Here is a 13,907-nt window from a genome sequence, read left to right as displayed (position 1 = left end):
CAGCGGCTGCCAGGGGAAAGGGGTAGGCGAGGGCCGCGAGATGTGGTGACATAAGGGCCCATCTCCAGCCTATCGAGGTCCTATCGTGAAGCCCACTGGTTCGCAGCTCTTGAAGTTCTTGTCCACGTCGATCCTTGCGGTGGCGGTCGGGGCCTGCGGCCCCTCGGCGGGTGGTGGTGGTGACGACGACGACGACGTCCCGAAGGTCGACGCGAGCGTGAACGACGTCGACGCGTTCGCGACGTGCTCGAACCCGGTCCCCGAGATCTGCGACAACCAGATCGACGACGACTGCGACAACATCGCCGACTGCGACGACGCCGACTGCTCGGCCGACGCCCACTGCACCAACGCCAACTGCGGCCAGCTGCAGAACGTCGAGGGCCAGCCGCTGCCGCTGCCCGATGGCGCGTGCGACGCGACCGGCGCCTGCGCCGGCTACCGCCGACCGATCAACTTCACCGGCTTCACCGCCGGCCAGACGCTGCCCAGCATCGACAAGCTGCTGGGCGTGTGCGTGACGATGGAGCACTCGTGGCTCCGCGATCTGACCGTCGCGCTCGAGTGCCCGAGCGGCACCCAGATCGCGCTCTCGGGCTTCCAGGGCCGCACCGGCGGCGAGGTCTACGTCGGTCAGGCCAACGACAACGACTCCAGCGCGGTCCCGGTGCCGGGCGTCGGCTGGGACTACTGCTGGACGCCGACCGCGACCCGCGAGCCGTGGATCACGTTCGCGAACAACCACCCCGATCAGCTCGTGCCGGCCGGCTTCTCGGTGGCGCTGCCGTCGGGCGACTACTCGACCAGCGATCCGATGGCCAACCTGGTGGGCTGCACGCTCAACGGCGACTGGACCATCATCGTCGAGGATCGCTGGGGCATCGACAACGGCTACATCTTCAAGTGGTCGGTGCGCTTCGATCCGAGCCTGGTCGAAGACTGCTCGATGTGGCCGGGGTGAGCTGAGCGACCCGCGCCCGCGCGCCCCGCGAGAGGGGCCGTCGGGCGGATGGGACGGGTGGGATGGGACGGGTGGATGGGACGGGTGGATGGGACGGGTGGGCGCGCAACCGGGGCCGTGGGGTCCTACGAGGTCGGGCGCTGCGGTTTCGGCAACGAACCGCGCACCACGAGCCCGAGGGTGAACGCCAGCGCGGCCACCACCCAGAACGTGTAGGGTTGGTGCCAGCGCTCGAAGCCGTGCACCAGGTTGATCCCGAGCAGCGAGCCGAGCGCGGTGATCGGCAGGAACATCGCGGTGATCAGGTTGAGCCGGTGGCCGGCGTCGATGACGTGCTGCGAGTTGCGGGCGCTCTCCTCGGAGTTGCGCGCGACCGTGAAGTCGAGGCCGTCGCGGCCGTGGGCGTGCAGCAGCTCGGCGGCGCGCTCGATCTCCTGGGCCTGATCGCGCACGCCGATCAGCTCGCGATCGCCCGGGACCAGCTCGCGCGCCGCCTGCAGCGCCTTGCTCATGTTGCGGGCCGAGCGCATGAGCGGCGCCGCGGCGCCGAGGATCGCGAACCAGTCGTCGGCGCAGGTCGCGCGGTCGACCAGGGCCTCGAGCTCGTCGGCGGCGGCGTCGTAGCTCTCGACGTGCGCGCGCAGGAGCGCGATCGAGGTCGCGGCCGAGCCGCTGCTCTGCCAGGTGCCGTCCGGGCGGCGCCAGAACAGGTGGCCGTGGCGGACGTCGGGCTCGGCCGGATCGGGCACGGCGTGGAGCACGATGACCAGGTGGCCGTCGGCGAACATCGTCCGCTGGCGACCGGCGCGGGTCCCGAAACGCTCGCGGAGCTCGGCGGGCAGGTCCCAGCTGGGCGGGATGGGGGTCGGCATGCCCCGAGCGTACGTCAGCGGCGGCGCGGCCGCGCGAGGTCGGCGGCGTCGAGCGCCCGGGCCCGGGCCGCCCGTCGGGGCGAGCGCTCGACCCCGACCGCGTCGAGGCCGGCGGCGTTGGCGACGGCCAGCATCGTGCCGACGCCGCAGAACGGATCGACGACGGTGCGGCAGGCGGTGTGCGCGAGCACGAACTGCGCGACCGCGGCGCAGGCGGCGGCGCCCATGGCCCGCGGCCACGGCATCGCGCCGAGCGCGGGCAGCACGTCGGCCGAGGCCTGGCCCGGCGCCAGGCGCAGCGCCCGGCTCACGCAGATCAGGTGCGCGTAGGCCGGGCGGCCGAACGTGATCGTGCCGGCCGGCGCGCGGCAGACGACCTTGTGCCACAGCACCGCGCTGCCCGCGGCCTCGGCCCCGCGCATGACCAGGTAGCCCTTGTCGAGCCAGCGCCCGTCGTGCTTGACGTCGGTCTGGAAGAAGATCGCGACCGCGTCGTCGGCGACCGCCCGGCAGGCCGCCGCGACGGTGTCGATGAACCACGCCCGCCAGCCGTCGACGCCGAGATCCGGCAGCTCGGAGTGGTCGGGCAACGACGTCACGATCGCGTGATCGGACGGCAGCGCGGTCGCGAGGAACGCGACCCCGTCGCCGCAGTGGACGGTGCGCGCCGGCACGCTACTCGACGTCGTCGACGCGGACGTCGACCTCGAGGGTCTCGGGCCCGCCGCCGACGTAGATCGTGCCCGACGTCGGCGTGGCGTCGATGTAGTTGCGGCCGACCGCGACCCGGACGTGGTCGGTCTGGGTCAGGATGCCGTTGGTGGGATCGAAGCCCTTCCAGCCGACCTCGGGCAGGTACAGCTGCACCCACGCGTGCGACGCCTCGCTCTGGACCGCGTTGGCCCGGGCCGCGTCCGAGGCCGCGCGCGGGCCGCAGTAGACGTAGCCGCACACGTACCGGGCCGGCACGCCCATCAGGCGCGCGAGGCAGATGAACAGGTTGGTGAAGTCCTGGCACACGCCGCGGCGGTTGGCGTAGACCTCGAACGCGGTCGTGAAGACCGTCGTCGAGTTCGAGCGGTACGTGTACTCCTTGAAGATCGTCGCGTTGATGTCGAGCAGCGTGTCGAGCAGGTCGAAGTCGTTGCGCTTGACGAAGCTCATCGCGTACTCGGTGAGCTCGTGGAGCTGGCTCTCGGGCAGCTCGGGCGGGAGCAGGTACGGCGCCATGATCTGGCGCTGCCACGGCATCCACACCAGCGGGATCGTCGAGCGGGCCCGCAGCGTCCGGAACGCCAGCGGCGCGACGTCGATGACGCGCACCCGCGACCGGGCCTCGATGACCATCTCGGTCCAGGGCGTGTCGAGCAGCAGGCGCCGGACCCGGTTGTCGAAGACGTCGTCGAAGTCGATCGACTGGCCGGGCACCGACACGGTCAGGGCGTGCTCGAGCACGTGCTGCAGGCGATCGGCGCGGGGCGCCAGCCGCAGCAGGTGGATCGAGCGCTCGATCGGCTTGGCGTAGCGGTAGGTCGTGCGGTGGCGGACGTCGAACAGCCGCGGCCGGACCTCGGTGGCGCGGCCCTGCGCGGTCCGGCTCACGATCGACGGGGCCACCAGCGACGCCCGCGGCGTGGCGCCGGCCGCGGGCGGATCGTGCTGCGCGACCACCGCGCCCTGGCGGATCACCAGGAGCGAGCCGGCCGGGACCTGGGTCCAGGTGATCGCGGCCGACTCGCCGGCGTCGTCGCCCTCGGCCGGGATCGCCGCCAGCGGCGTCGACGAGACGATCACGCCCTTGCGGCTCTTGGTGCCGCGCGCGCCGAGGTCGAGCACGACGTCGTCGTCGCCGAACACCGCGCGGTCGTACGGCGGCGCGATCGTGCCCAGGAACAGCGTGCCCTCGACGTCGCGGTCGGCGTACGCCACCAGATCGCGGCCGTCGGTGAGGGTGATCGTCAGGCCGCCGTCGTCGTCGAAGAGGTCGAGCCAGGCGCGCACCTGCGCGAGGTCGGCGTCGGCCAGGCTCTTCCAGCCGCGCTCGGCGAACCGCCCCAGCAGGTTGCAGAACAGCTGCTCGGTGTCGGTCGAGCCGACCGGCTCGAACAGGCCGCGATCGTCGGGCGGGCGCCGGGTCAGGCTGCCCGAGTGACAGATCATCCAGTCGCGGCGGCCCCAGCTGCGGCAAAACGGCTGGGTGTTGGCGTCGGTGATCGCGCCCCAGGTGGCGGCGCGGATGTGCATGACCAGGAGCGACGCCTCGAGGTGCTCCCAGGCCTTGGCCAGCTGGCTGCGGATCGAGCCCTGGGGCGGGGCGGCCTCCTTGAGCACGACCGCCGACGGCTCGCCGCCGGGGTAGTAGCCCAGCCCCCAGCCGTCGGGCAGCGCGCGGCCCGGCGCCAGGCACCGCAGATCGAACGACGGGCTCAGCTCGCCCTCGAACGACATGGCGAGCAGGTTCGGCACGGGCCGACTCTACCTCATGGCGCCGCCGCCCCCGATCGGCGGGATCGGCGCGGCGTCACTCGTCGGCGGCGGGGAGCACGGTCACCGTCAGCGCGGTCGGGTGATCGCTGCCAGTGTAGACCCGGTGCGTGGCCTTGACGTAGTCGGCGGCGGTGGCCGCGAAGACGTTGGGCACGAACGTCTGCGGGTTGCGATCGATGAACGGGAACCAGGTCGACTGGATCTGGATCATCACGCGGTGGCCGCGGCCGAACGTGTGGCACACGTCGGTGATCGGGATCGCGACCGGCGTCACCTGGTCGGGCACGAACGCCGTCGGCGCGGCCGGGTCGTCGCGGTAGCGCCCGCGCATCGGCTCGGCGCGCACCAGGGTCTGCTGGCCGCCGCGCGCGCCCGGATCCTCGGGGCTGTGGCCGGGCAGCACGTCGGGGGCGACGTCGATGAGCTTGACGATCCAGTCGGCGTCGGTGCCGGTCGTCGCCACCTGCAGCTGCGCGGTGAGCGGGCCGGCCAGCGTGACGTCGGCGGCCAGCGGCTCGGTCTGGTAGACCAGCACGTCCGGGCGGCGCGCGAACGGGCGCTGATCCTCGGCCATGAAGCCGGGCGGCATCCACGCGGTGCCGAGGTCGCGGGTGTACGGCACCGGGCGCGCGGGATCGGACACGAACTCGTCGAACGTGCCCGGGGCGGTCGGGGCGGCCCAGGCCAGGCCGCCGGCCGGCTGCAGGTACAGCGTGCGCGCGACCGCGCCCGGCGGCGGCCACGCCGCGAACCGGCGCCACCGGTTGGCGCCGCTCTCGAACACCGTGGCCTTGGCGAGGCCCGGCGCGGCCGCGCCCTTGAGGTGGTGCTCGAAGAAGCCCAGGAACGTGTCGGGGTAGATCGTCGAGGTGTCGAAGCCGAACTCGGCGTCGCCGAGCGTGGCCGACGGCCCGCGGTCCCAGCCGTGGTGACGCCACGGACCCATCAGCACGTGGGTCGCGCCGCGGGGCCGGCCAGCCTCGATCGCGCGGAAGGTGTTGATCGCGCCGTACGCGTTCTCGGCGTCGTAGAACCCGCCGACGGTGAGCACCGCCGGGCGCACGCCCGTGAGGTATTGCGCGTGGTTGCGCGCGCGCCAGAACTCGTCGTAGTCGGGGTGGGCCACGAAGTCGCGCCAGATCGCGACGTCGCCGCCGAACGTGGCCGCGTCGAGGCCGGCCAGCGGGCCGAGCTTCAAGAAGTACGCGTAGGCGTCGGGCGTGCCCCACGGATAGCTGGGCCACAGCGCCTCGCCCTCGGCCGCGCTCGGCGCCGGGTGCGGCCGGCCGAACCGCGAGAAGAACGTGAACGCCTCCTGCAGCGCGAACGCGCCGTGGCGGTGCATGTCGTCGCCCTGCCACCAGTCGAGGCACGGCGCCTCGGGCGACACCGCGACCAGCGCGGGGTGGGCGTCGATGGCGGCGGCCGCGGCGTAGAAGCCCGGGTACGAGATGCCCCAGATGCCGGCGCGGCCGTTGTGGTCGGGCACGTGCGCGAGCAGCCACGCGATCGTGTCGTAGGCGTCGGACGACTCGTCGACCTCGGCGCCGCGCTTGCTGGCGAGGTGCGGGCGCATGTCGACGAAGGCGCCCTCGGACATGCCCTTGCCGCGCACGTCCTGCTCGACGAAGATGTAGCCGGCGCGCTCGACCGCGGCGACCGGGCCCAGGCCCTTGGGGTAGCGATCGCTGCCGTACGGCGCGACCGTGTAGGGCGTGCGGTGCAGCAGGAACGGGTAGCGCTTGCCGGGGCTGGCGTCGGCGGGGACGTAGACCGCCGTGAACAGGTGGACGCCGTCGCGCATCGGGACGCGGTACTCGAACTTGCGGTAGTGAGCGCGGAGGAACGCGGCGCGCTCGTCGACGTCAGCCGTGCTCGGCGGCGCGGGCGGCGTCGGTGGCGGGGCGGCCGCGGGCGCGGCCAGGGTCGGCGCCGGGGCGGCGGCCTGGGGCGGGCCGAGCTTGTCGCGGCAGCCGGCCGTGACCAGCCCGAGGGCGAGGGCGAGGGGGACGGCGCTACGCATTGCCCAGGAGCTCCTTGCCCAGCGAGTCGCAGATCGCGTGGGTCTCATCGACGACCAGCGTGAGCAGCTCGTGGACCGCGGCGCCGCGCAGCGCGCCGTGGCCTCGGGCGATCAGCTCGTCGAGCGCGCGCAGGCGCGTCAGCGTGGCGCCGCCCGGCAGGTCGTCGGCCTCGGGCGGGCGGATCGCCGCCAGGCGCTGGTAGGCGGCGTGGACGCAGAACGCGATCGCGCGGGGGAACCGGGCCTCGCGGATCAGGAACCGGGCGACGGCCTCGGCGTCGACCTTGCCGCGGGACTGCTTCATGAACGGCTCGTAGCCCGACAGCGAGCGCAAGAGCGACAGCCACAGCGACGTCGCGATCACCTCGTGGCGGCTCGGCGTTGACGTGTACGCGTGGTGCTGCACGTCGAGGATGCGCGCGGTCTGGCTGACCCGCTCGAGCATCACGCCCAGCCAGATGAAGTCGAGCGGCTCGTCGTGGAGCATCGTCGAGCGCATCAGGCCCAGGGCCAGCTGGGTCGCGTCGCGCACCCGCCGGTAGAACGCGAACCGGCGCTCGGTGAACTCGCGCCGGGCGCCGTCGCTGGTGCTCCACAGGTACAGCTCGTTGAGGCACTCCCAGGCCTCGAGCGAGACCACCTCGCGGATCGAGCGCGCGTTGTCCCGGGCGGCCGCGATCGACTGCACGATCGACGCGGGCACCTCGGGATCGATCGCCAGGAACGTCTCGATCCGATCGCCGTCGCCCCAGGCCGACGGCTCGCCCGCGGCCCGGGTCGCGTAGTGGGGCTCCTCGCCGGCGACGACCACGACCGGGCGCCAGCACGCGGCCGGCTCGAGCTCGCCGTCGAGCGCGAGCGAGTGGGTGGTGGCCAGCAGGCGCGCGGTCGACTCGGTGCGCTCGACGTAGCGGCCCAACCAGAACGCGTGATCGGCGACGCGCGAGATCATCGGACACCTCCCCGCGGCGGCCGGGCGGCGCGCGCGATCATATGGCCCCTCCGCTCTTGAGCACCCAGGTGTCCTTCGAGCCGCCGCCCTGGCTCGAGTTGACGACGTAGCTGCCGTCGACGAGCGCGACCCGGGTCAGGCCGCCCGGCAAGACCCACGGGCCGCTGGGGCTGGTGAGCACGTACGGCCGCAGGTCGACCCGGCGCGGCGCGAGGCCGCGGCGGTCGCCGACCCAGGTCGGGCAGGTCGACAGCTCGACCCGGTGCTGCGCGATGTAGCGGCGCGGCGTGGCCTCGATGCGCGCGCGGAACTCGGCGCGCTCGGCGGCCGAGGCCTGGGGGCCCATCAGCATGCCGTAGCCGCCGGCCTCGTCGACCGCCTTGACCACCAGCTGGTCGAGGTGGTCGACGACGTAGCGGCGATCGTCGGGGCGCGCGCACACCAGGGTCGGGACCTGCGCCAGGATCGGCTGCTCGCCCAGGTAGAACTTGATCATGTCGGGGACGAACGGATAGACGGCCTTGTCGTCGGCGACGCCGTTGCCCGGCGCGTTGGCGAGCGCGACGGTGCCGGCCGCGTACGCGCGCATCAGCCCGCGCACGCCCAGGAGCGAGTCGGGGCGGAACACCTCCGGGTCGAGGAAGGTCTCGTCGGTGCGCCGGTAGATCACGTCGACCCGGCGCGGGCCGCGCGTGGTCTTGCAGTAGACGACCTCGCCGTCGACGAACAGGTCGGGCGCGGTCACGAGCTCGAGGCCCATCGTCCGCGCCAGGAAGCTGTGCTCGAAGTAGGCCGAGTTGTACGGCCCCGGGGTCAGCACCACGATCGTGCTGTCGTCGCCGGGCCGCGGCGACACCGCGCGCAGGGTCTCGGCCAGCCGGGTCGGGTAGTGATCGACGCGGTGGACCCGCGCGCGGTCGAGGATGCGCGGGATGACGCGCTTGGTGATCGTGCGGTTCTCGATCACGTACGACACGCCCGAGGGCGTGCGCAGGTTGTCCTCGAGCACCTGCCACGTGCCGGTCGGGTCGCGGATGAGATCGACGCCGGCGATGTGGATCCGGACCCCGCCGGGCGGCCGCACGCCGCGCAGGGTCGGCTGGAAGCCGGCGGCCGCCAGCACCAGCTCGGTCGGGATCACGCCGGCGGCCAGGATCTGCTGATCGCCGTAGACGTCGTCGAGGAAGGCGCCCAGCGCGCGCAGGCGCTGCTCGAGGCCGCGCTCGACGTGGGCGAAGTCGTCGGCGGCGACCAGGCGCGGGATCAGGCAGAACGGGAAGATCTTCTCGGTGCCGCGGGAGTCGGCGTAGACCGAGAACGTGACGCCCTGGTTCATCAGGGCCTGCTCGGCGAGCTGCTGCAGGCGCGCCAGCTCATCGCCGGTCATCTGCGCGAGCGCGTCGAGCACGCGGGCGAACGAGGCGCGCGGCCCGTCGGGGCCGAGGATCTCGTCGAACGTGCCAGGCAGGGGCGCGTAGCCCTGGAACAGCGGCGGTGCGGTCACGGTCCCTCCTCGCGCCAGGCGCGGACGTCGACGGTGTCAGCGGCGGTCACGACGCGCCGGGGCCAGGCCAGCGGGGCGGCGTGGCGGGTGACGACCACGCGCTCGGCGCGGCGCGCGGCGGCGTCCGCGGGGCCGGTCGGCAGGCCCGGGTAGGGGCCGCCGCCGGGACGCCAGGCGTGGATCGCGAGCTCGATCGCGGCGGCGTCGTCGCCGACCTGGACCCGGAGCGGCTCGTCGGCGGGCACCGTCGGCAGGAAGCCGGGGGCCGGCACGAACTGGCGCCGGCGCACGCCGACCCGGTAGGCGCCGGGCGCGATCGCGGGCAGCACCACGCCGCGGCCGGCCACCACCACCCGGGGCGGCGGCGCCGCGGGCGCGGTCGTGATCGTCAGCTCGAGCCGCTCGGTCGACGGATCGACGGTGCGCGCGCCGGCCCGCTCCTGCGAGGCCACGTCGCCGTAGAGCGGCCAGAACTCGAGCGCGCGGCGGACCTCGATCTGCAGCTCGGCGTGGACCGCGACCGCGGCGATCGGCGGCGGGCGAAAGCTGGCGAGCTCGGGCGCCAGCGCGTCGAGCGCGAGGCCGTGGCTGGCGAGATCGGCCAGCACCTCGTCGAGATCGGCCGCGAGCTCGCTCGGCAACGCCCAGCGCTGGTGCAGGGCCGTGCCCCAGTCGCGCCACGGGGCGTCGTAGGGCGCGATCGCGCAGCGGGCGGTGATGGCGCGGACCAGCGCGGCGGCGGCGATCAGCGCGTCGGCGGTCGGCGCCATGCGGAACGCGCGCCACTCGACCAGGCCGAGGCACCCGCGGGCGCCGGCGCGCTCGTCCCACAGCTTCTCGACGTTCAGCTCGGCGCGGTGGGCGTTGCCGGACGCGTCGACCAGGATCGGCGCCAGGGTCTGCCACAGCAGCGCCGGCGCGACCGGACCCTGGGCCGCGAGGTGCTCGAGCTCGGCGCACGCCAGCGGCAGCTCGTCGGCGCGCTCGCGCACGCCCTCGTCGGGGCGCGGCGCCTGCGACGCCGAGCCGGCGCACTCGCCGAGGAACCAGTACGACAGCGCCGGGTGGTTGTGGAGGTAGCGGAGCAGGCGCGGCAGGAGCGCCGGGTGGCGCACGAACGGGCTGTCGAGCGGGGTCGGGCCGCCGATCGTGAGCTGGCCGGCGCCGCCCGAGTCGACCTCGTCGCCGTTGAAGCGGTACCGCAGCGGCGCCAGCCCGGCGGCGGTGGCGGCGCGATCGATCGCGACGACCTGGGCCGCGAACGCGCGCAGCGTCGCGCACGGCGCGGTGTTGAGCTCGACCACGCCGGGATCGGGCGTCACGGTCAGGGCGTCGGCGCGCGGCGGGTCGGCGGCGGGCGCGGCCAGCAGCGCGGCGATCGCGTCGGCGGTGGGCGCGGCCGCCGCCGTGATCGCGACGGCCTCGACCGCGAAGCAGAACCGCGGGGTCGGCTCGTCGGGGAACTGCCGGCCGCGCGCGCGCACGGCCCGGCCGCCGCTGCCGGTCGCCAGCGCCACCGCGATCGCCGCCGCGGCCCGGCGCTTGTCATCGTGGCCGGGCGTGTCGCCGTCGGCGCTGTGCAGCCAGGCCGCGTCGGCCGATGCGCGCCGGGTGTAGGTCGGCTCGGCGCCGATCCACGCCACGACGCCGGCGTCGGCGATGGCCTGGTCGAGCGCGGCCAGCGCCGCGTCGATGCGCGGGGTCACCGCGGGGCCTCGCCGTAGGGGCCCGCCCAGTCGCCGGCGTGATCGAGCGGACGGTCGAGCTCGGTCGCGCACAGATCGAGCGTGACGGCGCGATCGCGATCGAGCGGCGGCGCCGTGATCGGGGCCGGCGTCGGCGGCAGGCCGTCGCGCGTGAACCGGCGCGCGCGCCGGGCCGTGGCCTCGAACCGGGTCAGCGGCGGCGCCTCGAAGCCGCGGCCCTCGGGGTGCCAGACGTGGTAGGTGCCGGCGCCGAGCGCGCGCCGATCGGCGCGATCGATCAGCGCGATCGCGAGCGGGTGGTGGATGCCGAGGTGCGGCAGGCGCGCGTGCGGCGGACACCAGGCCCGGAACCGCACGCCGGCGACGTGGACGCCGGGCGCGGCCGGGGTCAGCGGCGCCTCGACCCCGTTGACGGTCACCGCGTGCCGCTCGGGCGTGAGCCCCAGGGCGCGGAGCTCGAGGCGCTCGAACGAGCTGTCGACGAACCGCGCGGTGCCGGTGGCGGTGACCTCCTGACCCAGCACCGGCCACGGCTCGAGCGCGTTGCGGACCTCGAGCGTGACGCCGCCCGCGCTGATCTGTCCGGCCAGCGGACAGCGCAGCTCGACGAACGGCGCGTAGGCGGCGCTCGGCAGCGCGACGCCGCGCTCGGCCAGCTCGGCCAGCAGCAGCTCGAGATCGGCGCCGAGGAAGTACGGCAACAGGAACCGGTCGTGGAGCGCGGCGCCCCAGCGCACCAGCGGCCGGCGGTACGGCGCGCGCGCGAACGCGGCGACCAGCGCGCGCACCAGGATCACCTGGGCCGCGGCCAGGCGCGGGTGCGGCGGCATCTCGAACGCGCGCAGCTCGACCAGGCCCTGGCGGCCGAACGGCGTGCCCGGATCGCACAGCTTGTCGATCGACAGCTCGGCGCGGTGGGTCGAGCCGGCGACGTCGCACAGGTAGTGGCGCAGGAGCGCGTCGCACAGCCACGGCGGCGTCGGCCCGCGCGCCAGCCGGGCCAGCGCCAGGTCGAGATCGCCGTGGACGTCCGGGCGGGACTCGTCGACGCGGGGCGCCTGCGAGGTCGGCCCGATGAACAGGCCGGTGAACAGGTACGACAGCGCCGGGTGGTGCTGGCACGCCGTGACCAGCGACGCGAGGAGATCGGGCCGCACCAGCCACGGCGACGTGGCCGGGGTCGGGCCGCCGATCGTGACGTGGTGGCCGCCGCCAGAGCCGGTCAGGCGACCGTCGAGCAGGTACTTCTCGGCGGTGAGGCCCGACGCCAGCGCGGCGTCGAACGTCGCCTGCAGCAGCTCGGCGTGGGCGCGGCCGCCGGCGGCGGGCGGCAGGTTGACCTCGAGCACGCCGGGGTCCGGCGTGACGGCGAAGCGGGCCAGGCCCGGATCGCTGGGCGGCGGGTAGCCCTCGAGCCGGACCGCGGCGTCGACCGCGACCCGCGCCCGATCGACCGCGGCCACCAGCGCCAGCCAGTCGTCAAAGCGCGCGACCGGCGGCAGGAACACCCACAGCGCGCCGGCCCGGGCCTCGACCACCAGCGCGGTCCGGACCCCGTCGGGCCCCGCGGGCGGCGGCGGCGGTGGCACCGCGCCCAGGCGCGCGCGGCCGTGATCGGAGGCGTCGAGGCGCAGCTGCGTGCGGGCGGCGCTGGCGTCGTCGTCGCCGTCCTCGGTCGGCAGCGCGCGCGGATCGAGCGGGTCGAGCGCGGGCGGCGTCGGCGCCGGCGCGCCCGGGGCCAGGCTGGCCAGCGGCAGGCGCAGGCCGGCGGGGGCGTCGCCGGGGATGAGGAACAGGTGGTCGCGGCGCGTCGTCCACGCCTCGGTGACCCAGGCCCCGGCGGCGCGAGTCAGCGGCAGCACCCAGCCGGCCGGGGCGCCCGCGCCCAGATCGAGCGCCCGCGCCAGGCGTCGGCGCGCGCTGGCGTCGCCGAGGTCGCGCAGCTCGAGCGGCGCGGGCGGCGGCCGATCGATCGGCAGCGCGGCCTCGCCGGCCAGGAGCGGCCACGGATCTTCGAACACCGGCTGCGGCGCGGTCGCCGCGAGCTCGTCGGCCACGGCCCGCGCCAGCCGCTCGGCGGCGGCGGCGGTGACGACGACCGGCAGCGCCCGGTGCGGCCAGATCTCGACGCCGTCGCGGCGCGCGCACACGTCGAGCGACCACCGCGGCAGCGGCTCGTCGGGGTACTGCTTGCCGAGGCGGTGCACGATCGCGGCGCCCGGCGCCAGGCGCGCGGTCAGCGCGTCGGCGAGGCGCAGGCCCTGGGCCCACTTGCTCGGGCCGACGGCGCCGGCGTTCCACTCGGGCAGGCTCGGGTGCTCGCGCGAGGTGAAGGTCGGCTCGCCGCCGCTGGTGACGGTCAGCCCGGCGCCGGTCAGCGCGGCGTCGGCGGCGTCGGCGGCGTCGAGGAGCGCGGTCCAGACGAGGTCGGGGTAGGGCGAGGTCGGGCGTGGCTCGTGGCCGAGGCGGGTGACCGAGGTCGTGAACTCGACCGCGCCCGCGACCACGTCGCTCGTGCCCTCGATCGGCGCGGCCGCGGCCGGCGACGCGGTCGCGGCCAGGGCGAGGTGGCCCTCGCCGGCGAGCAGCCCCGAGGTCGCGTCGAGCCCGATCCAGCCCGCGCCGGGCACGAACACCTCGGCCCAGGCGTGGAGGTCGACCACGTCGCGATCGAGCCCGCGCGGCTGGTCGGGCAGCATGCCCTCGTCGGTGATCTGGACCAGGTAGCCGGACACGAACCGGGCCGCGAGGCCGCGCGCGCGCAGGGCCGCGCACAGCAGCGCCGCGGCGTCGCGGCAGCTGCCGCGCCCCTCGGTCAGGGTCTGCTCCGGCGTCCACACGCCCGCCTCCTCGCGCACGACGTAGCGCACGCGCTCGGCGACGCGGCGGTTGATCTCGACGACGGCGTCGATCACGTCGCCGTCGGCGGGCAGCTCGGCGATGAACGCGCGCGCGCGCGGGCCGATCGCCAGCGCCGGATCGTCCGCGGCGAGGAACGGCGCCAGCTCGCCGGCGAGGCCGTCAGGGTACGCAAACGGGATCGTCTTGCAGCGCGGATCGACCAGGAAGTCGAACGGGTTGACGGCGCGCAGCTCGATCGCCAGCTCGACCAGCACGTCGAGCACGTCGATGCGATCGCCGACCTTGGTGGTCACGCGCGCGACGTGGTTGCCGTGCGGATCGCGCTGCCAGTGCAGCTGGTGCGGGCCGGCGATCGTGAGCTGGTAGGTCTCGACGCCGGCCCGGACGTGGTCGCACGGGCGCAGCCGGATGACGTGCGGTCCGAGCGCGGCCGGGGCGGGGTAGCGGTACCGGCTACGATGGCGGACCAGGAGGCGCATCGTACTTGATCGTGCCCGGCGCTCGCCCGAGCACGCAAGGCCACCGGGACGGTATGCACCG

9 protein-coding genes are annotated in these 13,907 nt (G+C 75.0%); 1 reads left to right on the top strand and 8 read right to left on the bottom strand.

Translation table 11 applies throughout. The features are described 5' to 3' along the window. Window positions 1-85: 85 nt before the first annotated feature. Entirely contained in the window at window positions 86-961 is an 876-nt protein-coding gene (locus IPL61_00815) for a hypothetical protein (GenBank protein MBK9029880.1), read from the top strand. 125 nt (window positions 962-1,086) lie between these two features. Here IPL61_00815 and IPL61_00810 read toward each other — a convergent pair whose 3' ends face one another. From IPL61_00810 to IPL61_00775, 8 genes are read right to left on the bottom strand one after another with little or no spacing between them, the layout of a single operon-like run. Further along, complete coding sequence (locus IPL61_00810; GenBank protein ID MBK9029879.1) at window positions 1,087-1,833, bottom strand: hypothetical protein; 747 nt, start codon at window positions 1,831-1,833, stop codon at window positions 1,087-1,089. Window positions 1,834-1,847: 14 nt separating this feature from the next. Next, window positions 1,848-2,507, bottom strand: coding sequence for an SAM-dependent methyltransferase (locus IPL61_00805; protein MBK9029878.1), 660 nt, complete (start codon window positions 2,505-2,507; stop codon window positions 1,848-1,850). 1 nt (window position 2,508) lies between these two features. After that, complete coding sequence (locus tag IPL61_00800) at window positions 2,509-4,299, bottom strand: class II glutamine amidotransferase (GenBank protein ID MBK9029877.1); 1,791 nt, start codon at window positions 4,297-4,299, stop codon at window positions 2,509-2,511. A 55-nt stretch (window positions 4,300-4,354) separates the two neighbouring features. Further along, window positions 4,355-6,343 carry a CocE/NonD family hydrolase gene (locus IPL61_00795; GenBank protein ID MBK9029876.1) on the bottom strand — a complete coding sequence of 663 codons (1,989 nt, stop codon included), beginning with the start codon at window positions 6,341-6,343 and terminating at the stop codon, window positions 4,355-4,357. Continuing rightward, complete coding sequence (locus tag IPL61_00790; protein MBK9029875.1) at window positions 6,336-7,295, bottom strand: alpha-E domain-containing protein; 960 nt, start codon at window positions 7,293-7,295, stop codon at window positions 6,336-6,338. Before IPL61_00790 ends, IPL61_00795 begins: the two co-directional genes overlap by 8 nt. A 37-nt stretch (window positions 7,296-7,332) precedes the next feature. Continuing rightward, window positions 7,333-8,799 (bottom strand): circularly permuted type 2 ATP-grasp protein, encoded by a 1,467-nt coding sequence (locus IPL61_00785; protein MBK9029874.1) that lies wholly within the window; start codon window positions 8,797-8,799, stop codon window positions 7,333-7,335. Continuing rightward, a complete protein-coding gene (locus tag IPL61_00780) occupies window positions 8,796-10,505 on the bottom strand; it encodes a transglutaminase family protein (GenBank protein MBK9029873.1) in 1,710 nt (569 codons plus the stop codon). The genes IPL61_00785 and IPL61_00780 overlap by 4 nt, the downstream gene beginning before the upstream one ends. Continuing rightward, window positions 10,502-13,846 carry a transglutaminase family protein gene (locus IPL61_00775; GenBank protein ID MBK9029872.1) on the bottom strand — a complete coding sequence of 1,115 codons (3,345 nt, stop codon included), beginning with the start codon at window positions 13,844-13,846 and terminating at the stop codon, window positions 10,502-10,504. The genes IPL61_00780 and IPL61_00775 overlap by 4 nt, the downstream gene beginning before the upstream one ends. Window positions 13,847-13,907 lie beyond the last annotated feature (61 nt).

It is taken from the genome of Myxococcales bacterium (assembly GCA_016717005.1).
Classification (GTDB): Bacteria; Myxococcota_A; Polyangia; order Haliangiales; family Haliangiaceae; genus UBA2376.
This window is presented reverse-complemented; position numbering and strand designations above follow the sequence as displayed.